This is a genomic window from Bartonella machadoae, from assembly GCF_022559585.1.
Taxonomy (GTDB): Bacteria; Pseudomonadota; Alphaproteobacteria; order Rhizobiales; family Rhizobiaceae; genus Bartonella; species Bartonella machadoae.
Window position 1 is genome coordinate 2,287,018 of the sequence record NZ_CP087114.1, and the last position, 25,053, is coordinate 2,312,070.

Consider the following 25,053-nt stretch of genomic DNA (forward strand, 5'->3'; position numbering starts at 1 on the left):
AGCGTGTTATGGCTTCTCACTCTCGATGTCTTCGCGCAACAATTCAAGTTCCAACCATTCTTCTTCTTTTTGCGCGCAAGCCTTTTTCTTCTCTTCCAGTGCTGTTGACAAGCGCTCAAAACGCTCTTTATCATTGCAATAGAGTGCTGGATCAGAGAGTTCTTGTTCAATTGTTTTTATTTCCTTTTGCAAAGTATCAATTTGCTCAGGCAATTTTTCCAGTGCATAAACCTGTTTATAAGAGAGTTTACGCAGTGTTGTTTTCTCTCGCCCTATAACGCTACGATTTGTCAATGAGACCTGTTTTTCCTGCTCCCTCGAATGAGGATTTGCAAGCATCTTATGTTGTGATAATTTTTTATCTTTGCGCTCTAACAGTGCAGCGTGCTTGTTTTGCGCTATCATATCACTATAACCACCAGCATATAAAATCCACTGACCATCCCCTTGAGGTGCCAACATATGCGTTACAGTCCGATCTAAGAAATCTCTGTCATGACTAACAAGCAACACTGTTCCAGAAAAATCGGCAATAAACTCTTGCAACAAATCCAAAGTTTCCATATCCAAATCATTGGTAGGTTCATCGAGAATTAAAAAATTTGCTGGTCGTGAAAGAAGACGGGCAAGAATAAGGCGGGCTCTTTCTCCGCCAGATAATTCTTTTATTGGTGTGCGTGCTTGTTCGGGTAAAAACAAAAAGTCCTTCATATAAGAAACAACATGGCGTTCTTGACCATTAATCACAAGGCTATCCCCTCTGCCATCGGTGAGATAGTGCGCTAACGTTTCTTCTTCATTTATAGTACGCTGTTGATCAAGCAGTGCCATGGAAAGGTTATATCCATGTTTTACCGTGCCACTATCCACCGCCTCCTTACCGATCAGAGCAGAAAGCAATGTTGTTTTACCAATGCCATTGGGACCAATCAAACCGATACGATCCCCCCGTTGAATGCGCAAAGAAAAATCTTTCACAATAACGCGATCACCATAGGATTTTGCAATGCGCTTTGCTTCAAGCACCAATTGACCAGAATCATGGCTTTTGGCAGCTGTCAAAAGAGCATTTCCTGGTTGCCCTCTATAGGTTTGATGCTGCTGTCTTAATTCCTTCAACGCCCCCAAACGACGCACATTCCGTTTGCGCCGTGCTGTTACACCATAGCGCAACCACTGTTCTTCACGCACAATTTGCCGTGCCAATTTATGTTGATCTCGCGCTTCTTCTTCAAGTGCCTTATCACGCCAATTTTCAAACTGCGAAAAACGCATTTCCAATCTTTTGGTCATCCCCCGATCAAGCCACACGGTTGAACGTGTAACATTTTCTAAAAAGCGTCGATCATGGGAAATCACCACAATCGCTGAAGGCAAAGCATAAAGAGCCCCCTCCAGCCATTCAATTGTTGGCAGATCAAGGTGGTTGGTTGGTTCATCTAAGAGCAAAATATCGGGTTTTGCCGCAAGAGCGCGCAACAGTGAAACGCGCCGCTTTTCACCACCAGAAAGCATGGCTAATTTTTCAGTTCCTGAAAAACCAAGATTTGTGCGCAGTGTATTGATCCACTGCACATCGGGCACATAATCAAGCCCCTTTTTCACAAAAGTGTGAACATCTTCACCCCCTGAACAATCAGGGTTTTGCGCAACATAACGCACCGTGGCGCGTAGGTGGCGAAAAATTTCACCTCCACTGGGTTCAATCATTCCCGCGGCAATTTTTAACAGCGTTGATTTTCCACAACCATTACGGCCCACCAGCGCGATACGTGCCCCTTGCTCAACCGATAAGCAAGCTTGATCAAGCAAGGGAGTTGTTCCAAAAGTGAGGAAGATGCGGTCAAGCCGCAGCAACGGCACCACCATTAACGAGCGCGTCTATGACAAGGTGCCTTATACATCACGCCTTTACCATCACGATAAACACACAATTTTGGCATATGTGTTGTATGGGACGCCCGCACTCTCTGCGTACAAGGGACTTGATAAATTTGCCCTCTATAATTACGGTATGTACACATTGGTACCCGCTGAGCGGCGGCCTGTTTTTGCTGTTTTTGCTGATTTACCGCAGCCCCTGTTACTGTTCCAGCAAGCGCACCAAACGCTGCACCTGTCAAAGCTGCTCCAGGTGTACTTCCACCAATTGCCGTTCCAGCCAAGGCGCCTATCGCTGCCCCTCCCACACCATAACGAGCAACGCGTTCGTCATTGGTCGTACATGCTACTGTACTAAGACCAATAGCTGAAACAACAGCTATTTTTAAAATTGATTTCACCATATCAAAACTCTCCTTCTCAAGGTCATTACATAAATATATCATTCATGCCGGTACTTCATCACGATGCCCCCCTCTGCCTTATTCAAATACCGGAAGAGCTTTATGAAATAGGTACAGACGCCAATAATATAGCTTTTCCAAAACCTAAATAGCAAGAAAAGGTTCCACAAACACGGTTAGAAAGTGTTAAAGATGACCCAAAAGACACATTTTTATCATCAAGCGGCCATTTGACACCTTTTAACGTTAATTTTCGTAAGTCCGTAAAACCGATGATGCTAAACAAACACCCTTCAGGCAAATCACATGAAAAAGGTTGTGGCAACAGAGGCCATCCTTCTTCAAGGCCACTGGTCAACAACACTGAAATACCTTTTTCGGCGATTGCCAATGCTTGCACCATATGAGAAAGGCCATGGTCGGTTCTTTCACCTCCCAAAGCACCACACAAAATAAGTTTCTCAGCCCCATTTTGTAGCGCTCTCTCACATGCCAGAGCACTATCGGTCCTATCTTTATCAACGGGAAAAACCTCACGCGGAATATCCCTATATTGATTGATTAAAGCCTGATCAGATGAATCGAAATCGCCCATCCACAACTCAGGTCTCACATTTAAAGCTGCGGCATGACGCATTCCACCATCCGCAGCAATCACGCGACTGTTGCGAATTTGATGACGCAAACGATCAGTGATACAAACATCTCCATTTAACAATATTGTAAATGTTGTCATCCCATGCTTTGCCTTTCGTACACTTTCCTTTTATAACATTTTTATAAAAATAGCCATTTTGTATAAACAATAACCGTGCTATAGGCGAAACGATCCTCACTCTAAAAAGTCCCTTTATTGTCAAATACACACCACATCCAAATGAATTTTTCCAAAAGACACTCAGAAAACACAGTGCATAACTGCCAAAGACGCTCCCTTTTTTGGCACCCTCTTTTTCAACGAAATTTTCTTTTTTGCACCCGACTTTATAAAGCACCTCTCATAAGCCTCATGCTTCTCCTTTCTGCTTGTCATACGCATCTTTCCAAAAACGATACGCTTTCTTCTTCAGGTTCTTCTGGAACACGCAAACATACCAGCAAACACAATATCTATGTCACATTAAGCGCTCTACAACACACGCGTATTTTAAAAATCTATGGTGGAGCCTATCATAATGTAAAACTTGAACGTATGTTGGCGGATATTGTCCATAAACTCACTGCTGTGTCGCACGATTCTCAGCAAAGCTATTCTATAACAATTTTAGACTCAGACAGTGTCAACGCCTTTGCCCTGCCAAGCGGTTTCATTTATATCACGCGTGGCATGCTGGCATTGGCCAATGATTCTTCACAGGTTGCGGGCATTTTAGCCCATGAAATAGCCCATATTACTGCCCATCACGGCATTTTACGCCTCAAAAAACAAGCCGAATTGAAAATGGCAAGCAGCCTGTCACCACGCTCTCTTTCCCCTTCTGAGGGCAATTCTTACAGTCCTCTTGATAACCAGCAACAACTTGCGCAGTTCTCACGCAATCAAGAATTAGAAGCCGATTCGCTTGCCCTAGAAAATCTCACACAAGCAGGATATAACCCGTTTGCTTTTCCACGCTTTCTCCAATCAATGGAGGCCTATAGTACTTTTCGTAATATTTCAGGGGCACAAAATGCTTCGTTAGATTTTTTCGCCAGCCATCCCACCACGCCACGACGCATTCGCCTTGCCAGAGAGAAAGCGCGTAAAATCTCTACAGTATACAAGGGAAACACGGATCGTGATTTGTTTCTTAAAAGCCTTGATGGTATGATTTTTGGAGGCAATTTTCATACAGGTTTTGTCCGAGGGAACCAATTTATTCACCCACAATTGCGCATAACTTTTTCCGTTCCAAACGATTTCACGATAGAAAATTCAATAGATACGGTTTTAGCCAGCGGACCAGAGAATATTGCCCTTCGTTTTGATGCTGTACCCCATTCTCCCAGAATGTCAGCAAGCGATTATTTAAAAAGCGGATGGATTGCAGGGTTAGACGAATCGTCTGTCCACCCCATTATGATTCAAGGTTTTTCCGGAGCACGTGCCCGCGCGACCAATCGGCAATGGCAATTTGATATCACTGTCATTTTACACAACAATCACTTCTTTCGTTTTCTCACAGCGGCTCCCCATGATTCGCAAAATTTTGCAGCAGTTGTTGAAAAAACAATAGAAAGTTTTCATCCGCTGTCATCATCACAGTTAAGAAAACTAAAGCCTTTAAGGATTCATGTTGTAAGCGTAAAACAAGGAGAAAGCGTTGCAAGCCTTGCCAATCAAATGGCCAGTGTCCCGCATAAAGAACACCTCTTTCGCATCCTCAATGGGCTCTCACCAACCCAAACTTTAAATGGAGAGTCAAAGGTTAAGCTTGTCACACAATAGAGAGAAACTTCTTCACTCTTTTCTTGACCTTTGCTTCCCTTCTCGCCTCTTGCTTATTCCTTGGCATTTTTCTCCCTTGACACTGTCGCCCCTCCACAACACTCTGATAGCTGTTAACTCCAGCTTCATCCTGTTCTCCCTTTCCCCCAATGTCTCACACCCAATACCAATTTTGTCGAAAGATCCTCAAATTCTTATACATCATAAGCCTCTTTCTTATACATCATAAGCCTCTGCTGGATTGACTGTCAGCAGTGCAGAGCGTAACTTTTGCAAAGCTCTGGCTTCAATTTGACGCACCCGCTCTTTTGAAATTCCTAACTTTTCACCTAAAACTTCCAATGTCGCCCCCTCTTCATTGAGGCGACGAAAACGAATAATTTCCAGCTCCCTTTCATTGAGAATTTGCAATGCCTCATAAAGCCATTGTGTCCGCCGTTGCCCGTCAATCACCTGTTCAATGAGAGCATCAGGAAGCGGACTATCGTCGACAAGAGCATCCATTTTGGCAACGGAATTATCGCTATTTTCAGAAACCGAAACACTCAAGGAGTTATCAGAACTCGAAAAACGAAAATCCATTGTTTCAACATCACGCACGGAAACACCAAGTTTTTCAGCAATTGTACGAAAGATATCTTGTTTTGAAAGAGCGCTATCATCCTGTACCAATTTTGCCCGCAAACGTCGAAGATTAAAAAAGAGTGCTTTTTGCGAAGAACTTGTTCCCCCTCGAACAATAGACCAATTGCGTAAAATGTAATCTTGAATAGAAGCACGTATCCACCAAGTTGCATAAGTTGAAAAACGCACTTCCCGATCAGGTTCGAAACGGGCCGCAGCCTCTAAGAGCCCGACATACCCTTCTTGCACCAAATCCCCCAAAGGCATTTTGAAACGTTTAAAACGGTTAGCAATTGCAATCACCAAACGCATATGAGCAGCCGCAATTTGATGCATAGCTTCATCATCGTGTTTGTCTTTCCATCGCAGAGCCAAATCATGCTCTTTTTGTCGTTCAAGATAAGGTGCTTGCATAGCAGAACGCATCATATTACGTCCCAAACTTTTGTCTGCATCACTATAATTTTTGCTGTTTTTATATACAGCATTTGAAAGATGACCCATAATAACCCCTTGCGATTAAAATTATCAAAATTGATTTGGCAACGACATCATCGTTCTTCCTCAAAAAAGAACTTAAAAGTTGTTTTTTGTATGGCTGCTACTTTAGCGTGTATTTTTATAATCGCAATTGTTTTTTTATCATCATGGTAAAACTTCCCATAAAAAATAGGAATTCATGAACAAAACGGCGGTAGAAGTTATGCCCATCACCAACAAAAATACACAAGAAAGCCCTCTTTAGTAATATTAAAGCTTTCTTTGTAATATTTTTGTAACAAATTAGAAAAAAATAAAAAGGATGGCTAAAATAAATACTTGTGGCTAAAATAGATACGATTGTGTCTAAATTTTGACATCCTTTCCTTTTTCATAAAAAATTCATTTTATTCTTCTAACTTCACGATACAACCAATAGGTGTAATGAATCATAAGCAACAGACACAAAGAAAAAAGAAAGACTTAAAATTAAAGCGTCAAAAAGTCACAAGAATGATTGAAGCAACCACGACAAACATGTTAAAGGATCAACATGATGGGATTGTCGAGAATAGGGTTTTTACCGGTGTAAAACTGAGAAAGAAAATAATCATGGACAGCAAGATTATTCAACAGAATGATATTCTTCAAGATGATATTTTTATTGAAAAACATGGAAAGGGTAAGTTTGAAGGGTTTCGTTTTTATGCCAACACAAACAACAGCGATCCCTCCATTGGAACGCACAACTTAGCAGATAATGAAGCTTTGATTCTTGCCTTTTCCAAACGTGCGACCCGTTTTTGCGCCTGTTCTAATGGAGATTTTACACTGAGTTGTGATGGCATTGTCCGCTGGATTGGTCAACCGGTAGGGCAACTTGTTGCAACAGAAGATTTTTTTAAACCCAAACTGCTTGTTTTAGCCGATACGCAATTAATGGGGGAAGCACGTGATAATGTAACAAAACGATTAGAGCGTTTTGTCACGTTTCATTTTGAAACTGCTTTAAAACCACTTTTTGATTTACGCAATGCCGATAACTTAACGGATTCCATGAGGGCTCTTGCCTTAAAACTTGCCGACAGCTTAGGAATATTACCGCGTCGAGAAGTTTCTACGATTGTCAAAAGCCTTAATCAAGAATCACGTGCTGTTCTGCGGCAACTAGGTGTGCGTTTTGGCGCTTTTCATATTTATGTTGCCGCCATGATTAAGCCTGCATCCGTGCAAGCCATTACGCTGTTATGGAACCTTCAAAATGAAGGACAAGATCAAACGGGTATGGGTGAAATTTTTGCCGCACTCTCGGCTGGACGCACCTCCTTGGTTGTTGATTCTCGCTATAACCGCAAATTTTATCAATTAGCCGGTTACCGAATCTTAGGACAACGTGCTGTACGGGTTGATATGCTAGAACGTCTTGCCAATCTCATCCGCCCCGCTCTTCATTGGAAACAAGGCGATGCTCCCAAACCCGAAGGTGCCTATGATGGCAAAAGTTTTTTTGTCACAACGGCCATGATGTCTATTCTTGGTGCCAATGGAACCGATATGGAGGAAATTCTCAAAGCGCTTGGCTATCAGTCTCATCCCATGAGCAAAGCTGATTTTCAACAACATCTCCTTGCCGACCAAGCGTCTTCTCATACATATAAAACAACACAAGCTGTTCCAGAGGCAGAATGTGTTGGTGATCAATGGCAAAACATGAAAACCTTAGAGACCATAGAAGAAACAAAAAACACTTTGTCTCCTTGTCTTAAAACACAACCCAATACAACAGATTGCTTACCGGCAGCTGAACCTATTGGTGATTTTGCCAAACAAAACCTATCTATAGAAGAAGATCAAGTTGTTTTACTATGGCACTACCATCCCCCATTGCCTCACCCTTCCCACAAGAAGCGTGAAAAATCAGGACATAAATGGCAAAACAAACCGAAAAAAACGTTTAAGAAAGGGGAAAACACAGATGGAAAGGCTCCTCAAGAAACGATATCACCGAAGAAACATTCCTACAAATCTAACGCTCCCCATAGTAAACCTATGAAGAGTAAACCCTTTCAAAAAGGAAAACGCTCTGATTCTGATTCACCTTTTGCAAAATTAGCAGTACTCCGCGATCAACTTACGAACAATAAGAACACACAGACAGTTTCTTCCAAAGAGCATTAAAATAAAAATGGAGTGCGATCTTGACTCATGTAGTAACCGACAATTGTATTCATTGTAAATATACGGATTGTGTTGAGGTTTGCCCTGTTGACTGTTTTTATGAAGGTGAGAATATGCTTGTTATTCATCCTGATGAATGTATCGATTGTGGTGTCTGCGTGCCCGAATGCCCCGCGGAAGCCATTATACCTGATACGGAACCGGGACTTGAACAGTGGTTAGAGCTTAATCTTCATTATGCGAACAAATGGCCTAATTTAACGACTAAAAAAGATCCTCTTCCACAAGCAAAAGAAATGGATGGCGTTCCAAATAAATTAGAAAAGTATTTTTCAGAAAATCCAGGCAGCGGTGAAGAATAACAAGACTAAATCCCCCTTCCCTTTGCAAATTGAGAACATTCTTTGACAAAAGCAAAAATTCTCAAGTGAAATGATTGATTCTTTTGCACTTTAATGTTAGTGTTTCCTTAACATGATCATCTTTCTAAGTATTTTTCATTGCTTTTCTGTTGTAAAGCAATGTATTTTTGTTGGATTTAAAAGTACGCGGCTTTTATGCTCACAGAATTAATATAATATACTTGGTTAAAGAACTTCAGCGTTCAGGTCTATAACCTGTTTTCCGGTAAATTTGTTGGTCATAAAGGGAGTAAACTAAAATATGGCATCCCAACACGGAACACCCTCTAATGCTAAAGGATTTGCAACTTCTGAATATATTGTCTACCCTACCCATGGCGTAGGGCAGATTATAGCAATTGAAGATCAAGAAGTTGCAGGACATAAATTAAAACTTTTTGTTATTCATTTTGCGAAGGATAAAATGGATGTCAAAGTTCCAATTGCAAAAGCTCTTGCTGTTGGAATGCGCAAATTATCTGCCGGTGATTCTGTTGATCGCGCCTTAAAAGTCCTCTATGGAAAAGCACGGGTTAAACGGACCATGTGGTCACGGCGTGCTCAAGAATATGATGCGAAAATCAATTCGGGAGATCTTATTTGTATCGCTGAAGTGGTGCGTGATCTTTTCCGTTCCAACCTACAACCTGAACAATCTTATTCTGAACGCCAACTTTATACCGTTGCGCTTGAAAGAATGGCCCGTGAAATTGCTGTTATTAATAATCTTTCTGAAACAGAAGCGATCAATCTTATCGAGATGCATCTCTCGAGCAAACCAAAGCGTGAATTTAAAACCAAGAAAGAGCAAACAAACGCAACTGACAAAGCTGTTTATGCTGCCTAGTCAATAGTGATCATAGAATAAAGTCTGTCTTTTGCTGATTTTATTTTTGCGTTCTGAAAGCTTTTAGTGACAAAAGAGCATTTCAAGGGAAAGAGGGTTAAGCATTGCCCTTCAATATCTGTTGATGCAATTCATGCAATGTGCGTCTATCGCTGCCGGTATTTCTCAACAAAGTCAGTATTCCTTAACAAAATTGATCTCTTCATCTTTCTTTTGTCACTCTAAAAGCACCTTTGTGATTGAAAAAACAATTCCATCACCCCTTTGATTTCATCACAAACGATCGAGAACTCTTTTACCAAACTCCTAAAGCATATACGACAATGGATGAGTATCGTCACATCATCTCGCTAAAAACAAAGAGCCTTAGCTTTATAAATGACTTATAAGAAAAACAGTGCTCCTCGAGCGTTCAATATAGGGGACGGAAACAAAATAAAACAAAGTATATGTACTTTAACTGCGTTACACACGGCGACAAAGCGCATAGACAGTGATTGTATCATCACGCAAGAAAACAAACAAGCTATCAGACAATCCCCCACACAAGCAAAAGGCTATCCTCCTCAAAACACTATTGAAAAGAATAGCCCAAAAACACTCTTCACCTGAGTGACAGCCTCTGCGTGAATGAAAGAAATCTTATTGCTAATGATGAGAAGAATTTCAATCTTTTGCAGGCAAAACAACACGTCCGCGATACATGCCTGTCTTCAAATCAATAGGATGAGGGCGACGCAACGCACCAGAATTTTTATCCTCGATATAAGTTGGCGCCTTCAAGGCATTAGCCGAAAAGAGCCTCTGCTTCATGAACACTGATAAAAACAACAAAACTCCTAGAACGCACGATGTTCGTACAAGATATTGATTTATAAAGATAATTCATCTTTTTTCCTGTTGAATGAGCCCCCCGAATATTGTAAGATTCTCTCATCTCAAATCCTCTTATATTCAATCAATCATAATCATTTATTTGCACGTCATAAGCGGGGTTATCGTGTGAGTAAAAACCCTAAAGAAAGGAGCAAAAACTCCTTTAATGAATCGTCTCAATACCAAGAGATGTCGCAACATTGGGGGCTGACAAAGAGTATGATGGTGCTGCTTCACCTTCATAAGCGTAAAGATAGTGGTGCTCCATAGCTTTTACGCTATAGCATCCACAGGCATCGTCGTGAGATGGACTTCTGTGCTTTAAGAAATGCCTCTTTAAAACAAGCACGTATAATGTGCAACCCAATGGCGTTTTGTTCTTCGAAATGGAAAACAAAATAAAACAAAGTCTATATAACTTGAGTCACACACGGCGACAAAACGCATAGACAGTGATTGTATCATCACGCAAGAAAACAAAAAAGCTATCAGACAATCCCCCACACAAGCAAAAGGCTATCCTCCTCACAACACCATTTAAAAGGAAAGCCCAAAAGCAAGCACTATTACGCAAGGAACCTTCTGCGTGAATGAAAGAAATCTTATTGCTAATGATGAGAAGAATTTCAGTCTTTCGCAGGCAAAACGACACGTCCACGATACATGCCTGTCTTCAAATCAATATGATGAGGGCGACGCAACTCACCAGAATTTTTATCCTCGATATAAGTTGGCGCCTTCAAGGCATCAGCCGAACGGCGCATACCCCGCTTTGAGGGAGAGGTTTTTCGTTTAGGTACAGCCATAAAGAGACACTCCAAATCCACTAAAAAGAAGAGGCAATGCCAAAATGACAGAGCCTTTCTCAAAAATCATAAACTCGATATTTGAGATCCTTATACACTGATAAGAAAGAAGAGGCAACGTCAAAAATGGGAATACTCTTCCCAGAAACAACAGTTTTCTCTCTTTATGAAAGCCTTTTCATGAGATTTTCACTTTATTTTTTATTTGGCTTTAACACAACTCCGACATACAGTATGTTTGAAAGCTTAAAAGAGAAATTGATTTTTTCGTAAAAAATCTCATGCAAATTGCCTCAAATAAGAAAAAACGACAACCTTTCTCTTTTGATCTCATTTTGCAAAAACATAAAGGAAGCAAGAATGCACGAATTTACCACCCTTCTTGCAAAACATGGTCACAGCATTGAAAATCGGCTCGACATACTGTTAAATGATCAAGTGCAAAATGGTGAAATTGCTCGCCCTGAAATTCTTCTCAAAGCGATGCGTTATGGTGTCTTAAATGGTGGCAAACGGCTACGTCCCTTTCTTGTGATACAAAGTGCGGCACTTTTTGATATCCCTCCTGAACAAGCTGTTGATGTTGCCTGTGCTTTAGAATGTGTCCACTGTTATTCGCTCATTCATGATGATCTTCCCGCTATGGATAATGATATACTCCGACGTGGACAACCCACTGTCCACAAAGCATTTGACGAAGCAACAGCGATTCTCGCAGGCAATGCTCTGTTGACATTTGCCTTTGAAATCATAGCCGATAAAGCCTGCGCACTCTCTTTGGAAAGCAGAATAAAACTGATCACGGCTCTTGCCCAATCCGCAGGACTTGGTGGTATGGTAGGGGGACAAATGCTTGATCTTGAAGCAGAAAAAAAACCGCAAGAGAGCAGCAACATCATAACGCTCCAACGCATGAAAACAGCCGCCCTTATCAGCTTTGCCTGTCAAGCAGGAGCAATCATCGGCAATGCAGCAAAAGAATTGGTAGAACAACTTGCTTCTTTTGGAACCTCTCTTGGTTTAGCCTTTCAATTAACGGATGATCTTCTCGATGTCACAGCCAACAGTGAAGTTCTAGGCAAAACCGCGGGGAAAGATGAAACGGCGCAAAAAGCCACCTTTGTTCGTCTTTATGGCATTGAAGAAACACAAAAAAAACGTGATGAACTGATCACGAAAGCACAAGCACTTTTACACCCTTTTGGTGAAAAAGCAAAACCACTCCAACAAGCAGCACGCTTTAGCGCAACACGAAAAAATTAAAAACGCCTCTGCTTTACCAATAGCACAGTGTTAACAGTGTACTGTAAATGGGGTCACACCCCTCATGCAAAACAGAACGCCATTGGATTACGCTTCACGTTTTTTTTTAAGAGACATTTCTTAAAGCACAGAAGTCCATCTCACGATGGCGCCCGTGAATAGTATAGCGGTAAAGCCATTGAGCACCACCATCTTTACACCTATGAAGGTGCAAGCCGGCACCCATCATACTCTTTGCTAGCCCCCAATGTTGCAACAGCTCTTGGTATTGAAACGCTTCATAAGAGGCATTTTTATCCTTTCTAAACTGTTTTCACCCCACACGATAACCTCGCTTATAACGTGTAAGTAAGTGATTTTAATTGATACAAAATGGAATGATTTGAGATGAGAGAATCTTACGATATTCAGGAGTCTAATCCAACAGGAAAAATGATAAATTATCATTATAAATCAATATCTTGTACTATTATGAAGAAGCAACGTTAGCACATTATCTAATCGATGGCAGAGGGGATACCCTTGTGATTAATGGCCAAGAACGCCATGTTGTTTCTTATATGAAGGACTTTTTGTTTTTACCCGAACAAGCACGCACACCAATAAAAGAATTATCTGGCGGAGAAAGAGCCCGCCTTATTCTTGCCCGTCTTCTTTCACGACCAGCAAATTTTTTAATTCTCGATGGACTTACCAATGATTTGGTTATGGAAACTTTGGATTTGTTGCAAGAGTTTATTGCCGATTTTTCTGGAACAGTGTTGCTGGTTAGTCATGACAGAGATTTCTTAGATCGAACTGTAACGCATATGTTGGCGCCTCAAGGGGATGGTCAGTGGATTTTATATGCCGGTGGTTATAGTGATATGATCGCGCAAAACAAGCACGCTGCACTGTTAGAGCGCAAAGATAAAAAATTATCACAGCATAATAAGATGCTCGCAAATCCTTGGGCATTGGAGCAGGAAAAACACATCTCGTCGACAAGTCGTAGCGTTATAGGGCGAGAGAAAACAACAGTGCGTAAACTCTCTTATAAACAGGTTTATGCGCTGGAAAAATTGCCTGAGCAAATTGATGCTTTGCAAAAGGAAATAAAAACAATTGAACAAGAACTCTCTGATCCAGCACTCTATTGCAATGATAAAGAGCATTTCGAGCGTTTGTCAACAGCACTGGAAGAGAAGAAAAATGCTTGCGCGCAAAAAGAAGAAGAATGGTTGGAACTTGAATTGTTGCGCGAAGACATCGAGAGTGAGAAGCTATAACACGCTTTAGCGTTAATTTTTTGCGAAGATTTTTATAGGCTTGGCTGCGTGTTTGTTTTTACACCATTCTTTATGCGATGGGTGCATAGCTTGTGCGCAAAAGGAAGAGGAATGGTTAGAACTGGAATTGTTGTGCTACAATACATTGTTATAATGATAATCTATTGTTTTGCATACGGAATGTTCTCCCCCTGAATATTGTAAGATTTTCTCACCTCAAATCTTTTTCTATTAAGTTAAGTAAAATCATGTGTTTGCACGTCACAAGCGGAGTTGGTGTGTGTAATAAAAACTCTAAGGAGTAAAAATTCCTTTAGTGAATCGTCTTAATACCAAGGGCTGTCGCAGCATTGGGGGCTAGCAAAGAGTATGAGATGATGCCGGCTTGCACCTTCATAAGCGTAAAGATGGTGATGCTCAATGGCTTTACCGCTATACCATTCGCAGATGACGTCGTGAATTAGGCTTGGGTGCCTTAAGAAAGCTCTCTTTAAAAAACCGTGAATGCGCAACCCACTAGCATGCTATTTTACCTGATGGTCGTCGACCTCATTAAAAATTGTATCAAATAAAATCACTTACGTGCACGTCATAAGCGAGGCTAGCGTGTGGTAAAAACCCCTAAAGAAAGGAGTGAAATACCTTTAATGAATCGTCTCAATACCAAGGGCTGCCGCAGCATTGGGGGCTAGCAAAGAGTATGATGGTACCATATTGTACCTTCATAAGCGTAAAGATGGTGGTTCTCAACGGCTTTACCGCTATACCATTCGCAGATGACGTCATGAAATAGGCTTGGGTGCCTTAAGAAAGGTCTCTTTAAAAAAACCGTGAATGCGCAACCCAATGGTGTTCTGTTTTACCTGATGGTCGTCGACCCCATTAAAGATTGAATCAAGTAAAATCACTTACGTGCACGTCATAAGCGAGGCTGGCATGTGGTAAAAACTCTAAAAAAAGGAGTAAAAATGTCTTTAATGAATCATCTCAATACCAAGAGCTATCGCAGCATTGGGGGCTAGCAAAGAGTATGAGATGATGCCGGCTTGCACCTGCATAAGCGTAAAGATGGTAGTGCTCAATGGCTTTACCGCTATACCATTCACAGATGGCATCGTGAATTAGGCTTGGGTGCCTTCAGAAAGCTCTCTTTAAAAATCGTGAATGCGCAACCCAATGGTGTTCTGTTTTACATGAGGGTCGTGACCCCATTAAAAGAACATAACAAACAAAAGCGTCGTGGATGGTGTTGGCAATGATGTCTGTCTGTTACTGAAAGAGGTTAGAGGCAATGCGCTCTTTCGCGTGTGAGAATTGTGCCGGTGATTGCAAAAGATGTGGAGCTTGAGGTGTGCTCATGATGTGGTCCCCATGATGTAGTTCCTTGTATAAGAGCCCGTCATGGTAGAAAATTGGGAGAATGAAGGGGAAGAGCGCAGTGATGGTAGCCTGTGGTGCTTGAAAACGCGGTGGTGAAGGTTCGTGTTGATTGAGAGCGTGAAGCAATGCGGAAGAGACAAAGCAGAAGTTTTTCTCTCTTCCCGTTTTTTCAACGATTTCTTTCACCCTTGCCCAAAGCGTGTCTGAATATAATCACTCAAGAGAGATTCAAATTCTTCAGCAATATGGTTGCCGCGCAAAGTTTTTACCTTTTGTCCCTCAATAAAAACAGGTGCCGCTGGACTTTCTCCCACCCCAGGCAAAGAGATACCAATATCTGCATGTTTTGATTCACCAGGTCCATTGACGATACATCCCATGACAGCCACTTTTAGGCTTTCAACACCAGGATATTTTTCACGCCAAATGGGCATATTTTTGTACAAATCGGCTTCAATTTTTTGCGCCAATTGCTGAAACACTGTCGAAGTTGTACGACCACAACCAGGACAAGCCGCCACTACGGGCAAAAATTGTCGAAACCCCATCACTTGCAACAGTTCTTGCCCCACTTTCACTTCTCGTGTCCGATCTCCACCGGGTTCAGGTGTCAATGAAATACGGATGGTATCACCAATTCCCTGCTGTAATAAAACGCCCAGAGCCACAGAAGAAGCAACGACCCCCTTTGTTCCCATTCCAGCTTCAGTCAAACCCAAATGGAGCGCATAATCACAACGCCCTGCTAAAGTACAATAGACCGCAATGAGATCTTGAACATCACTCACTTTAGCAGAAAGAATAATGTGATCACGCCCCAATCCCAGCTCTTCAGCGAAAGCAGCTGAAAGTAAAGCCGACTGCACAACAGTTTCCCGCATCACTTCAGCCACAGATAAGGGATTTTCCTGCAGAGCATTTTCATCCATAAGCCGTGTCAACAACACATTATCAAGGGATCCCCAATTCACACCAATGCGAACAGCTTTACGATACCGACAGGCAATCTCGATAATTTCGGCAAATTGCTGATCTTTTTTCGCACCAAATCCTACATTTCCAGGATTAATGCGATATTTTGCCAGAGCCTCCGCACAAGCAGGATGTGCGGCTAAAAGCTTGTGTCCAATATAATGAAAATCCCCCACCAATGGTACAAAAAAACCTAACCGTTCTAATCTCTCCCGTATTTTTGGCACAGCAGCAGCAGCTTCATCACGATCAACGGTGATGCGAACCAATTGCGAACCCGCCTGCCAAAGAGCAGCGACTTGCGCAACAGTTGCATCAACATCGGCCGTATCGGTATTGGTCATGGACTGAACAACAATGGGGTTATTGCCACCAACCATCACATCGCCAACTGCAACAGCGACAGACCGACGACGTTCAAGAGGTTTAGACAAAGGATATACTGTGCTCATTAAGCCCTCAAATTAAAACTTAGCATCTGTCGAACACCATGCATGGTAAGGCTCACCAAAGGACAATTTTTAAAAGAACACTCTAAAAAAATGCAGAGATTGCGTCATTAACCCCCAACTCTTGACTTTCACCCCATGCCAACAAGCAACACCATCAATGCAACCTTTCAATTTTTAAGCCATTATAGCAAAACCCCCAATACAATAGCAATTTTCGTAGAATAATGTAAGAGATGAAGGAGTTAACAAATGTGTTTATTTTCAGCCCCTACAAAAAATGCTAAAATAAGAAAATATATTATACAATTAAAAAACAAATTCATATCCATCAGCCCTTGGCATGCACGTAACAGTGACTTTGAGAATATCTCCAATCTTCTTGAAAGATGGCAACAAAAAGGCTGTCATGTGCTTCAACACCTCCATGAGCACACTATACAATTGAAGAAAAAAACCAAAGAAAACCCTAAAACAACCATTGCATTGGCAACAGGAGTCGTTTTAACGAGCTTTTTTCTGATACGTAAATTAACAACACGTCGACAGTAAAACTTTTCAATGCCCATTTTGAATTGGGCATTTTCTACATCCCTGCAAGAACCACGTATAAAACATCAGAGTTACTTTTATAAAAAGATAAGAATTTAAAGAGATCGATGATAACCAACCAAATAAAATCTTCTAGAGTAAATGCCCACTTGCTATAAGTAAAAGACGCAAAAATCAAACTCACCAAACCCAAAATCTTACCCTCCAGGAGCACGTTGTGAAGTATCCACATAAGTAACCACAGACATTCCAGGGATGAGCTTTTCAGCCCCTTCCTGTCCAGGATCTAAAGCAATGCGCACCGAAATACGTTGCGCAATTTTAATAAAATTACCAATTGTCGTATCTGTTTTTAACAATGAAAATTCTGAACCTGTCGCAGGCGCAAAACGAACCACACGCCCAGTTAATTTTTTATTGTTCAATGCATCAACAGAAAAAATAACCGGTTGTCCCACACGCATCTGAGAAAGTTGGGTTTCCTTATAATTGGCAATCACCCAAATATCATCAGAAATAACGGACACCAACTGTGTACCAGGCAATACATATTGTCCTACCCGCGCCCCAACCAATCCAATAGATCCTGTTTTAGGAGAGAGAATCTTTGTATGATTCAAATTAATCTTAGCTAATTCAACGCCCACCTTTGCGTCGGCAAGTTCTGACTCTAAACTTTTTCGTTCAAGATCTAATTGTTTTTGTAATTGACGTTTTGTATCAAGAGCAGCCAACAATTGTGAAAGAGGACGAGAAACAGAATTTGTAGCCTCACCAAAACCTAGCTTTCTGTTTTCAGCAAGAACATTGGTGAAAGCGCGCGACCGCGACAATTCTGCTTCTGCTGTATTAATCTCTCCTTGCAAAAATTTATCCTGAAAAACGATACTTTCAAGTTTTGCATTTTTTGCATCAAGAACAGCCTGTGCTCGTGCGAGCTGTTGACGAAACAGAGCATCATCGAGTTCAAAGAGCAGCATTCCCTTTTCAACACGTTGATAATCTTGAACATAGATCCGTGCAATAACCCCAGAGATCTGTGAACTCACAAGAGTTACATTGCCCTTAATGGATGCATTATCAGTTACTTGGATTGTACTCACAAAAGGAGGGAGTTTCCAAGCCCATAAAATCAACAAAACACCCATAACACCTGAGAAGAATGCAACAAGTGTTGCTCTTGACCGTAATGCTTTTATCATTTTTTGCACCCCTCCTCACCAATATTATCCTGCTTTATGAATGTATACAAAGAGCATGATTTAACAAATATTTTGATAAGAAAAACAGCAAATACAATGACGGCAACACAAAAATAAAGGCGAAAAACATCATCATAAGCAAAAATATTCGCTGTTAACTTAAACTTTTCAATCAGCCTCGCTGCCCCTTGCCCATCTCCTAAGAAATTGGGAACAGAAACACCATAAGAAGGCGAAAATAAGGCATTTGTCTCAACGGAAAGAGCTGGATCTGTTATAACAATATTTTGTGTCAAGAATTCAAAATTTTTATGGGCGAAAAAAAATTGCAAACTACCAAAAAGAGCCGACCCCATCAATCCGCCAGTCACTTGTGTGAGCAAAAAAACAGTAATAAAGCTTAAAACGTAACGTGGTCCTTTCTCACCAGATATCACAAACCCCTTAAAAAGAGCAGCGGGCAAAAAAAGTGTATAACTAAAGCTAATCAATCCTTGGCTTAACATCATGTCCTGCGGGAGCGTGTATTGATTCACATGGCTATCTAAATAAGTCCCAAGCGCCAGACAGCCCAAAGAGATCAAATAGAAATAATCCTCACACCCTGCGCGCAAGAAGAAGACACAAATTACTCCCCCTAAAAGAGCACCCAATATCACGGCAAGATACATAGGCATCATTTCACGATTTGACAAACCAAAAAGGTTAAAAAATTCTGCTGCTAAAGTTGACCGTTCTAATAAGAAAACATGAAAGACCAATAAAATAAGGACAGAGTGCACAATTTCTTTACTGAATAACCAGCGTAAATCAATCAACGGTTTTTCTCTATTCAGTTCAATAATAATTGCAATGACCAAAGAAGATACTGCAAGCACAAGTCCCCAACCAATCCAAGGGGCTTCATACCACCAATACAATTTTCCAACAGACATAACGACCGCATTGAGACCAAGACCAAAGGCAATCAAACCGTAACTCAGCCAGTCTAACTTCTGAATGACTTTATTGCGCACCACGGGGGTGAGTGGAAGAGAAAAAATACAGCCCAAACTTATAAGCACCAATCCCATTTCCAACGCCGAAAGACTAGAAAACCCACCATTTTCCAGCAAATCTGGTGAAATCAAGCGAGAGAGAGGGACAGCTAAAGCTGCATTCATATAATTCAAACTAAGACCAATAGTATATTTTTTTGCTGGAGCAAAAGCCTCCATCATATAAAGAAGGGCAAGTGAAGCCAAAGGAGCCGCAGCAATACCAGCGAAAAAACGAATAATCAGTGCCGAACGCAAATCGGTTACAAACAGTTGCAAAACACAAACCAAAACGAAACCAAGAATTGATAATTCGGCAAAAGCCCGCAATCCGAACTGGTAGCGAATTTTGATCAACATGATAGCAACGCTAACATTTGGTGCCATATAAGCAGCAACCAACCATGTCGTTTCCGCTAGAGTTGCATGGAAATCGCCAGTGAGATGGACAATATTAGACTGAACAATATTTGCCCCTAAACCATAAGCCCATTGCAAAACAAAAGAAGCAAAAATATAGACAAAACATTTTGGCAAGGGTCCCGCGAACACACGACCTGGATGTGGAAAAGGCTTTCCTCCCCTTTTAGCGGAAACAACCGTACTTTTTTTTCCGCCCATGTCGCTTTTTCCCGTATAACCCTTTACGCTTCTCTCATCCTAGCACCATCTGCCAATTGATGAAAAAACTCTTCTATCTCACCGTTTACCATATCACCTTCGCCCCCTCCCCAAGTTGCTCGCGCTTGCAAAATCTTCTGTTCCAAGGCTTCAAAAGAAAGATGTTCAACAGGCACAACATGCTCAACCAAAAGAGAACAACCTGAAAAGGTAATATTCGCAACGCCTCCACAAACAGCGAACAATTTTTCCTCTGAAGAGGTACGAACACGAACACTACCCAACACAATGCTTGCTAGCAGAGGCGTATGATGCGCCATAACGGTCAAAGCACCAGACGCTGAAGGAAGAACAACCGACACCACCTGCTCTGAAAAGACAATTTTCTCAGGCGATATAAGTTCAAACAAAAAATGCTCTTCTTTATTCTGTTCCACAAAAATCTCCACGAAGCTCGAGACAAAGAATTTTTATTCCCTTCACAACAAGCATCTATTATGCTCTTAAGCAGAAGCCTCTGCAATAAGACGCTTTCCTTTTTCAATGGCTTCATCAATTGCACCAACCATATAGAAAGCCGCTTCTGGCAAATCATCATAATCACCAGCACAAAGACCTTTAAAACCTTTGATTGTTTCTTCTAAAGGCACCAGTTTTCCAGGTGAACCTGTAAAGGCTTCAGCGACATGGAAAGGTTGCGAAAGGAAACGTTCAATTTTACGTGCCCGCCCCACCAATAACTTATCATCTTCAGAAAGTTCATCCATACCAAGAATAGCAATAATATCTTGGAGCGCTCGATAGCGTTGTAAAATCGTTTGCACTTGACACGCGACAGTATAATGCTCTTCACCAACAATCATGGGATCTAACATACGAGAGAAAGAATCCAATGGATCAACGGCTGGATAAATTCCCTTTTCAGCAATTGAACGTGAAAGAACCGTTGTTGCATCCAAATGGGCAAAAGATGTTGCCGGTGCTGGATCGGTCAAGTCATCGGCGGGCACATAGATAGCCTGCACAGAAGTAATAGACCCTGTCTTCGTACTGGTAATACGCTCTTGCAAAGCCCCCATATCGGTTGCCAAAGTTGGTTGATAGCCAACAGCAGAAGGAATACGCCCCAAAAGCGCGGAAACTTCAGCACCAGCTTGCGTAAAACGGAAGATATTATCCACGAAGAAAAGAACATCCTGCCCTTCATCACGGAAACTTTCTGCAATCGTTAATCCGGAAAGAGCAACACGTGCACGCGCTCCTGGTGGTTCATTCATTTGCCCGTAAACGAGGGCACATTTTGACCCTTCCGTTGAACCATTATTCTCTCTTGGATTCACATTCACATGGCTTTCGATCATTTCATAATAGAGATCATTTCCCTCACGTGTACGCTCTCCCACACCAGCAAAGACGGAATAACCTCCATGGGCTTTAGCAATATTGTTGATAAGCTCCATAATAAGAACGGTTTTACCAACACCAGCACCGCCAAACAGACCAACTTTCCCGCCTTTAGAATAAGGTGCGAGCAAATCAACAACCTTAATACCAGTGACAAGAATCTCTGACACGCTTGACTGCTCCACATATTCAGGCGCATCTTGGTGAATAGAGCGCATTTTTTTTGCGACAATGGGCCCAACATTATCAACGGGCTCTCCAATCACATTCATAATACGACCAAGTGTTGCTTCTCCGACAGGCACACTGATTTGCGTTCCTGTATCAAAGACCTTTTGCCCCCGTTTTAGCCCATCTGTGGTATCCATAGCAATTGTACGGACGGTATTTTCACCCAAATGCTGCGCAACTTCTAGTACCAGTCGATTGCCTAAATTATCTGTTTCCAATGCATTGAGAATATTTGGCAACGCACCTTCAAACTGCACATCAACAACAGCACCAATCACCTGTTTAATTTCACCAACAGCACCTTTTTCACGGACCTCTTGAGAACTTGCCCGCGCATCTTTTTGCGAAGAAGGACGCTTGAGATCTGAAGAATCCTTAACATTCGTTGGAGATTTTGCGGCGGCTTTTTTCACGCCTGAACGAGCAGCTGTTTTCTTTTTCTCAACTTTTTCTGCTCCCTTGCTTGACGTCACTGCTTTTACCATCAATCTTTACCTTTTCTATTTAAAGCGCTTCAGCGCCTGCAATAATTTCGATCAATTCTGTCGTAATTTGTGCCTGACGCTGACGATTATAAGCCACCGTCAATTTATTAATCATCTCACCTGCATTGCGTGATGCATTGTCCATAGCCGTCATCTTCGCACCCATTTCACCCGCAACATTTTCAAGCAAAGCCCGAAAGATTTGCACGGAAATATTGCGCGGTACCAGCGCCTCTAAGAGAGAAGCCGCATCGGGCTCATAATCATAAACCATCGCCCGTAGATTTTGGCTTTCCTCTTTTTTCTCAACACTTCCTCGTGTCCCCATAGTCTCTTCCGCACAAGCCATTGGGATCAGACGAAAAGCCGTTGGTCGCTGATTAATCACTGAAACAAATTCAGAATAAAACAGCGTACAGACATCAAAAGCTTCCTCATTGAACAAATCAATAATCCGCTGGCTAATCACCGCTGCTTCAGCAAAACCAATCCGTTTGACAAAATGCAAATCGATATGATCAATCATCAAGGCTTTATAGTCACGCGCTAAGATATCGGCACCCTTTTTACCGACGGTCAAAATTTTAACGATTTTACCAGCAGCAAGCAGTGCTTTAATCTGTTCACGGGCACGCCGCGCGATTTGCACATTAAAAGCACCACACAATCCCCGTTCAGCGGTACACACCACCAAAAGATGTACATCATCCCGACCAGTCCCGCGCATAAGGGGGGGCGCATCAACCGCATCGACATCAGCAGCAACATTTGCCAAAATAGCAGCCATTCGCTGCGCATAAGGGCGTGCACAATGCGCTGCCTCTTGTGCACGGTGCAACCTTGCTGCCGCAACCATTTGCATGGCTTTGGTAATCTTCTGGGTTGCCTTAACCGAGGCGATACGGTCTCTAAGATCCTTCAACGACGCCATTCGAGCATTCCATCAATTCATCACGAAAAATTTTTCGCATAAGACTTAAGAACAGCGAGTAACTTATCCTTAAGTTCATCGGTTAATTGTTTTTGGTCAGCAATTTCCTGCAAGAGATCTTGGTGATCACCCCGCAGAAGGGTTAAAAGCCCCTGTTCAAACCGCGCGACATCACTAACAGCCAAAGGATCAAGATAACCATTTACCCCAGCAAAAATGACAGCAACCTGCTCTTCTGTTTTCAGAGGAGAAAACTGCGGCTGTTTCAACAATTCTGTCAAACGCGCTCCACGGTTTAAAAGACGCTGCGTTGAAGCATCCAAATCGGAACCGAATTGCGCAAAGGCCGCCATTTCACGATATTGCGCCAATTCACCTTTGATGGAACCAGCAACCTGCTTCATCGCCTTAATTTGCGCAGCAGAACCAACACGTGAGACAGAAAGACCAACATTTACAGCCGGACGAATTCCCTGATAGAACAAATTGGTCTCCAAGAAAATTTGTCCATCGGTAATGGAAATAACATTGGTAGGAATATAAGCAGAAACGTCATTTGCCTGCGTTTCAATAACGGGCAAAGCGGTCAAAGACCCGGAACCATTTTCCGCATTGAGCTTTGCCGCCCGTTCCAAAAGGCGGGAATGAAGATAGAACACATCACCAGGATAAGCTTCACGACCGGGTGGACGACGCAGCAAAAGAGACATCTGTCGATAAGCCACCGCCTGTTTGGAAAGATCATCATAACCGATTAAAGCATGTTGACCATTGTCACGGAAATATTCACCCATTGCACAACCAGCAAGAGGAGCGAGAAATTGCAGCGGAGCAGAATCAGAAGCAGTCGCCGCAACAATAATGGAATATTCAAGGGCTCCCCGCTCTTCTAAAACCTTAACAAACTGTGCCACAGTTGAACGTTTTTGTCCAATAGCAACATAAATACAATAGATTTTATCTTTGTCGTGCCCTGCACCTTTTTCATGGAACGGTTTCTGATTTAAAAATGCATCAAGCAAAATCGCCGTTTTTCCTGTTTGACGATCACCAATCACCAATTCACGCTGTCCCCGTCCAATGGGAATGAGGGCATCAATAGCTTTCAATCCGGTTGACATTGGTTCATGTACGGACTGACGGGGAATAATTCCTGGCGCCTTGACATCAACACGACGACGTTCCGTTTCTTTAATGGGTCCCTTACCATCTATAGGGTTTCCCAATGCATCAACGACACGCCCAAGCAGAGCCGGACCAACAGGAACATCGACAATAGTGCCTAACCGCTTAACGGTATCACCTTCACGAATATCGCGATCTGACCCGAAAATCACTACCCCGACATTATCGACTTCCAAATTCAGTGCCATTCCGCGCACACCATTGGGAAAGGATACCATCTCCCCTGCTTGGACATTATCCAAACCGTAAACGCGGGCGATACCATCCCCTACAGAGAGAACCCAACCAATCTCTGAAACTTCAGCCTTTTGGTCAAAGTTTCTGATCTGCTCTTTGAGAATTTTTGAAATTTCAGATGGTCTAATATCCATCAGCTGACCTCTTTTTTCAATGCAAGCTTAAGCGAAGATAATTTTGTTGCAAGAGACGTATCAATCTGAGACGACCCCACACGAATGATCAATCCACCAAGGATTGCTGGATCCACAACAGTGTGGTGCAAAACCTTTCCCCCAACGACACCTTCCAAAGCCACCCGCAACTCTTGTTCCTGTTGAGAACTCAACGGACAAGCAGAAACAATCTGCGCCGAAAATTCCTTACGAAAGAGTGCAACACGACGTTGAAAAGCATGTAAAATACCAGACAAGGCAGCAAGCCGACGGTTCATTGCGATAACGCGTAAAAAATCACCAAAAATCTGACCAGCGCGCTCATCATCAAACTTGAGAGACCGCACGACAGCACCCATCGCTTTCACTTGCTCTTTTGCTGAAAAAAATGGGCTTTGCACAAAATGCTTTAAGTCCTCATTTTCATCTAAAACGAGTAAAAAAGATGCCACTGCCTTTTCAACCTTTTCAACAACCCCTGCTTCTTGAACAAAATCAAAAAGCGCTTGCGCATAGCGTTGATCTACCAACGGCAGCGGTATAAGAGAAAATGAATCCGACACGAAATACCGCCTCTTTCCCTTGAGCGACTCTCTGATAACTATCAGATGAAATAAATCAGACACTCCAAATTTTAAGAATCTTCTCCTTAAAACCTAGAACAAAAAACTTTTGGGTTTCTAGCATAGACATAACCGACTCGCAACACTTCAAATCGATGCTTTTTGAAAATTTTCAATAAAATATTCAAAATAT

At 42.1% G+C, this 25,053-nt stretch carries 21 protein-coding genes and 3 pseudogenes; 9 read left to right on the top strand and 15 right to left on the bottom strand.

What is annotated here, in order from left to right; all coding sequences use genetic code 11:
• Positions 1–6: 6 nt before the first annotated feature.
• From LNM86_RS10860 to LNM86_RS10870, 3 genes are all read right to left on the bottom strand, one after another.
• Positions 7–1,869: an ABC-F family ATP-binding cassette domain-containing protein gene (locus LNM86_RS10860; protein ID WP_241437684.1), complete on the bottom strand. Its 1,863-nt coding sequence runs from the start codon at positions 1,867–1,869 to the stop codon at positions 7–9.
• Positions 1,869–2,285: a YMGG-like glycine zipper-containing protein gene (locus tag LNM86_RS10865; protein ID WP_241437685.1), complete on the bottom strand. Its 417-nt coding sequence runs from the start codon at positions 2,283–2,285 to the stop codon at positions 1,869–1,871. The genes LNM86_RS10860 and LNM86_RS10865 overlap by 1 nt, the downstream gene beginning before the upstream one ends.
• 100 nt (positions 2,286–2,385) lie before the next feature.
• The gene (locus LNM86_RS10870; RefSeq protein ID WP_241437686.1) at positions 2,386–3,021 is read right to left on the bottom strand and encodes a thiamine diphosphokinase; all 636 of its coding nucleotides are present in this window, start codon (positions 3,019–3,021) and stop codon (positions 2,386–2,388) included.
• Positions 3,022–3,162: 141 nt separating this feature from the next.
• Between LNM86_RS10870 and LNM86_RS10875 the strand changes: the two genes are divergently transcribed.
• Positions 3,163–4,713 (top strand): M48 family metalloprotease, encoded by a 1,551-nt coding sequence (locus LNM86_RS10875; RefSeq protein ID WP_241437687.1) that lies wholly within the window; start codon positions 3,163–3,165, stop codon positions 4,711–4,713.
• Between the two features lie 216 nt (positions 4,714–4,929).
• Here LNM86_RS10875 and LNM86_RS10880 read toward each other — a convergent pair whose 3' ends face one another.
• Positions 4,930–5,841: an RNA polymerase factor sigma-32 gene (locus tag LNM86_RS10880; RefSeq protein WP_241437688.1), complete on the bottom strand. Its 912-nt coding sequence runs from the start codon at positions 5,839–5,841 to the stop codon at positions 4,930–4,932.
• A gap of 588 nt (positions 5,842–6,429) precedes the next feature.
• Between LNM86_RS10880 and LNM86_RS10885 the strand changes: the two genes are divergently transcribed.
• The 4 genes from LNM86_RS10885 to LNM86_RS10900 all read left to right on the top strand — a co-directional run bounded on the left by LNM86_RS10885 (position 6,430) and on the right by LNM86_RS10900 (position 9,855).
• Entirely contained in the window at positions 6,430–7,995 is a 1,566-nt protein-coding gene (locus LNM86_RS10885; RefSeq protein WP_241439004.1) for a hypothetical protein, read from the top strand.
• A gap of 20 nt (positions 7,996–8,015) precedes the next feature.
• Positions 8,016–8,357 carry a ferredoxin FdxA gene (gene fdxA / locus LNM86_RS10890; RefSeq protein ID WP_241437689.1) on the top strand — a complete coding sequence of 114 codons (342 nt, stop codon included), beginning with the start codon at positions 8,016–8,018 and terminating at the stop codon, positions 8,355–8,357.
• A gap of 301 nt (positions 8,358–8,658) precedes the next feature.
• Entirely contained in the window at positions 8,659–9,243 is a 585-nt protein-coding gene (locus LNM86_RS10895) for a CarD family transcriptional regulator (RefSeq protein WP_241437690.1), read from the top strand.
• A 378-nt stretch (positions 9,244–9,621) separates the two neighbouring features.
• Positions 9,622–9,855: a hypothetical protein gene (locus LNM86_RS10900; RefSeq protein WP_241437691.1), complete on the top strand. Its 234-nt coding sequence runs from the start codon at positions 9,622–9,624 to the stop codon at positions 9,853–9,855.
• Positions 9,856–9,909: 54 nt separating this feature from the next.
• Here the strand turns inward: LNM86_RS10900 and rpmF (LNM86_RS10905) are convergent, their stop codons facing one another.
• Together rpmF (LNM86_RS10905) and rpmF (LNM86_RS10910) are read right to left on the bottom strand one after the other, a co-directional pair.
• Entirely contained in the window at positions 9,910–10,056 is a 147-nt protein-coding gene (gene rpmF, locus LNM86_RS10905) for a 50S ribosomal protein L32 (RefSeq protein ID WP_241439005.1), read from the bottom strand.
• Positions 10,057–10,745: 689 nt separating this feature from the next.
• Positions 10,746–10,925, bottom strand: a complete 180-nt coding sequence (gene rpmF / locus LNM86_RS10910) for a 50S ribosomal protein L32 (protein ID WP_241437692.1) — start codon at positions 10,923–10,925, stop codon at positions 10,746–10,748.
• A gap of 360 nt (positions 10,926–11,285) precedes the next feature.
• Between rpmF (LNM86_RS10910) and LNM86_RS10915 the strand changes: the two genes are divergently transcribed.
• A complete protein-coding gene (locus LNM86_RS10915) occupies positions 11,286–12,188 on the top strand; it encodes a polyprenyl synthetase family protein (protein ID WP_241437693.1) in 903 nt (300 codons plus the stop codon).
• A 46-nt stretch (positions 12,189–12,234) separates the two neighbouring features.
• Here the strand turns inward: LNM86_RS10915 and LNM86_RS13035 are convergent.
• Positions 12,235–12,479: pseudogene (locus LNM86_RS13035) on the bottom strand (Arm DNA-binding domain-containing protein); the annotation flags it as partial.
• A gap of 182 nt (positions 12,480–12,661) precedes the next feature.
• Here LNM86_RS13035 and LNM86_RS10925 point away from each other — a divergent pair.
• Positions 12,662–13,456, top strand: a pseudogene (locus LNM86_RS10925) (ABC transporter ATP-binding protein); the annotation flags it as partial.
• A gap of 968 nt (positions 13,457–14,424) precedes the next feature.
• Positions 14,425–14,694, top strand: a pseudogene (locus LNM86_RS10930) (Arm DNA-binding domain-containing protein); the annotation flags it as partial.
• A gap of 324 nt (positions 14,695–15,018) precedes the next feature.
• Here the strand turns inward: LNM86_RS10930 and ispG are convergent.
• Complete coding sequence (ispG, locus tag LNM86_RS10935; protein WP_241437696.1) at positions 15,019–16,260, bottom strand: flavodoxin-dependent (E)-4-hydroxy-3-methylbut-2-enyl-diphosphate synthase; 1,242 nt, start codon at positions 16,258–16,260, stop codon at positions 15,019–15,021.
• A gap of 249 nt (positions 16,261–16,509) precedes the next feature.
• On the opposite strand from ispG, the gene LNM86_RS10940 reads away from it, so the two are divergent.
• Positions 16,510–16,809, top strand: coding sequence for a hypothetical protein (locus LNM86_RS10940; protein WP_241437697.1), 300 nt, complete (start codon positions 16,510–16,512; stop codon positions 16,807–16,809).
• A gap of 197 nt (positions 16,810–17,006) precedes the next feature.
• On the opposite strand, the gene LNM86_RS10945 is transcribed toward LNM86_RS10940, so the two are convergent.
• The 7 genes from LNM86_RS10945 to atpH all read right to left on the bottom strand — a co-directional run bounded on the left by LNM86_RS10945 (position 17,007) and on the right by atpH (position 24,860).
• On the bottom strand, positions 17,007–18,011 hold the full coding sequence (locus LNM86_RS10945) for an HlyD family secretion protein (protein WP_241437698.1): 1,005 nt from the start codon (positions 18,009–18,011) through the stop codon (positions 17,007–17,009).
• The gene (locus tag LNM86_RS10950; RefSeq protein WP_241437699.1) at positions 18,008–19,669 is read right to left on the bottom strand and encodes an MFS transporter; all 1,662 of its coding nucleotides are present in this window, start codon (positions 19,667–19,669) and stop codon (positions 18,008–18,010) included. The genes LNM86_RS10945 and LNM86_RS10950 overlap by 4 nt, the downstream gene beginning before the upstream one ends.
• Positions 19,670–19,692: 23 nt before the next feature.
• Positions 19,693–20,106 (bottom strand): F0F1 ATP synthase subunit delta/epsilon, encoded by a 414-nt coding sequence (locus tag LNM86_RS10955; protein WP_241437700.1) that lies wholly within the window; start codon positions 20,104–20,106, stop codon positions 19,693–19,695.
• A 66-nt stretch (positions 20,107–20,172) separates the two neighbouring features.
• Positions 20,173–21,789: a F0F1 ATP synthase subunit beta gene (atpD, locus tag LNM86_RS10960; protein WP_241437701.1), complete on the bottom strand. Its 1,617-nt coding sequence runs from the start codon at positions 21,787–21,789 to the stop codon at positions 20,173–20,175.
• Positions 21,790–21,808: 19 nt separating this feature from the next.
• Positions 21,809–22,720: a F0F1 ATP synthase subunit gamma gene (locus LNM86_RS10965; protein WP_241437702.1), complete on the bottom strand. Its 912-nt coding sequence runs from the start codon at positions 22,718–22,720 to the stop codon at positions 21,809–21,811.
• A gap of 20 nt (positions 22,721–22,740) precedes the next feature.
• A complete protein-coding gene (gene atpA, locus LNM86_RS10970; RefSeq protein WP_241437703.1) occupies positions 22,741–24,276 on the bottom strand; it encodes a F0F1 ATP synthase subunit alpha in 1,536 nt (511 codons plus the stop codon).
• Entirely contained in the window at positions 24,276–24,860 is a 585-nt protein-coding gene (gene atpH, locus LNM86_RS10975; protein ID WP_241437704.1) for an ATP synthase F1 subunit delta, read from the bottom strand. The genes atpA and atpH overlap by 1 nt, the downstream gene beginning before the upstream one ends.
• Positions 24,861–25,053: the final 193 nt, after the last annotated feature.

What these genes read in the sequence shown, in the direction of transcription:
- LNM86_RS10860 (WP_241437684.1), bottom strand. Translation starts at nt 1,869, where the DNA reads ATGGTGGTGCCGTTGCTGCGGCTTGACCGCATCTTCCTCACTTTTGGA.
- LNM86_RS10865 (WP_241437685.1), bottom strand. Translation starts at nt 2,285, where the DNA reads ATGGTGAAATCAATTTTAAAAATAGCTGTTGTTTCAGCTATTGGTCTT.
- LNM86_RS10870 (WP_241437686.1), bottom strand. Translation starts at nt 3,021, where the DNA reads ATGACAACATTTACAATATTGTTAAATGGAGATGTTTGTATCACTGAT.
- LNM86_RS10875 (WP_241437687.1), top strand. Translation starts at nt 3,163, where the DNA reads ATGAATTTTTCCAAAAGACACTCAGAAAACACAGTGCATAACTGCCAA.
- LNM86_RS10880 (WP_241437688.1), bottom strand. Translation starts at nt 5,841, where the DNA reads ATGGGTCATCTTTCAAATGCTGTATATAAAAACAGCAAAAATTATAGT.
- LNM86_RS10885 (WP_241439004.1), top strand. Translation starts at nt 6,430, where the DNA reads ATGGACAGCAAGATTATTCAACAGAATGATATTCTTCAAGATGATATT.
- LNM86_RS10895 (WP_241437690.1), top strand. Translation starts at nt 8,659, where the DNA reads ATGGCATCCCAACACGGAACACCCTCTAATGCTAAAGGATTTGCAACT.
- LNM86_RS10900 (WP_241437691.1), top strand. Translation starts at nt 9,622, where the DNA reads ATGACTTATAAGAAAAACAGTGCTCCTCGAGCGTTCAATATAGGGGAC.
- rpmF (WP_241439005.1), bottom strand. Translation starts at nt 10,056, where the DNA reads ATGAAGCAGAGGCTCTTTTCGGCTAATGCCTTGAAGGCGCCAACTTAT.
- rpmF (WP_241437692.1), bottom strand. Translation starts at nt 10,925, where the DNA reads ATGGCTGTACCTAAACGAAAAACCTCTCCCTCAAAGCGGGGTATGCGC.
- LNM86_RS10915 (WP_241437693.1), top strand. Translation starts at nt 11,286, where the DNA reads ATGCACGAATTTACCACCCTTCTTGCAAAACATGGTCACAGCATTGAA.
- ispG (WP_241437696.1), bottom strand. Translation starts at nt 16,260, where the DNA reads ATGAGCACAGTATATCCTTTGTCTAAACCTCTTGAACGTCGTCGGTCT.
- LNM86_RS10940 (WP_241437697.1), top strand. Translation starts at nt 16,510, where the DNA reads ATGTGTTTATTTTCAGCCCCTACAAAAAATGCTAAAATAAGAAAATAT.
- LNM86_RS10945 (WP_241437698.1), bottom strand. Translation starts at nt 18,011, where the DNA reads ATGATAAAAGCATTACGGTCAAGAGCAACACTTGTTGCATTCTTCTCA.
- LNM86_RS10950 (WP_241437699.1), bottom strand. Translation starts at nt 19,669, where the DNA reads ATGGGCGGAAAAAAAAGTACGGTTGTTTCCGCTAAAAGGGGAGGAAAG.
- atpD (WP_241437701.1), bottom strand. Translation starts at nt 21,789, where the DNA reads ATGGTAAAAGCAGTGACGTCAAGCAAGGGAGCAGAAAAAGTTGAGAAA.
- LNM86_RS10965 (WP_241437702.1), bottom strand. Translation starts at nt 22,720, where the DNA reads ATGGCGTCGTTGAAGGATCTTAGAGACCGTATCGCCTCGGTTAAGGCA.
- atpA (WP_241437703.1), bottom strand. Translation starts at nt 24,276, where the DNA reads ATGGATATTAGACCATCTGAAATTTCAAAAATTCTCAAAGAGCAGATC.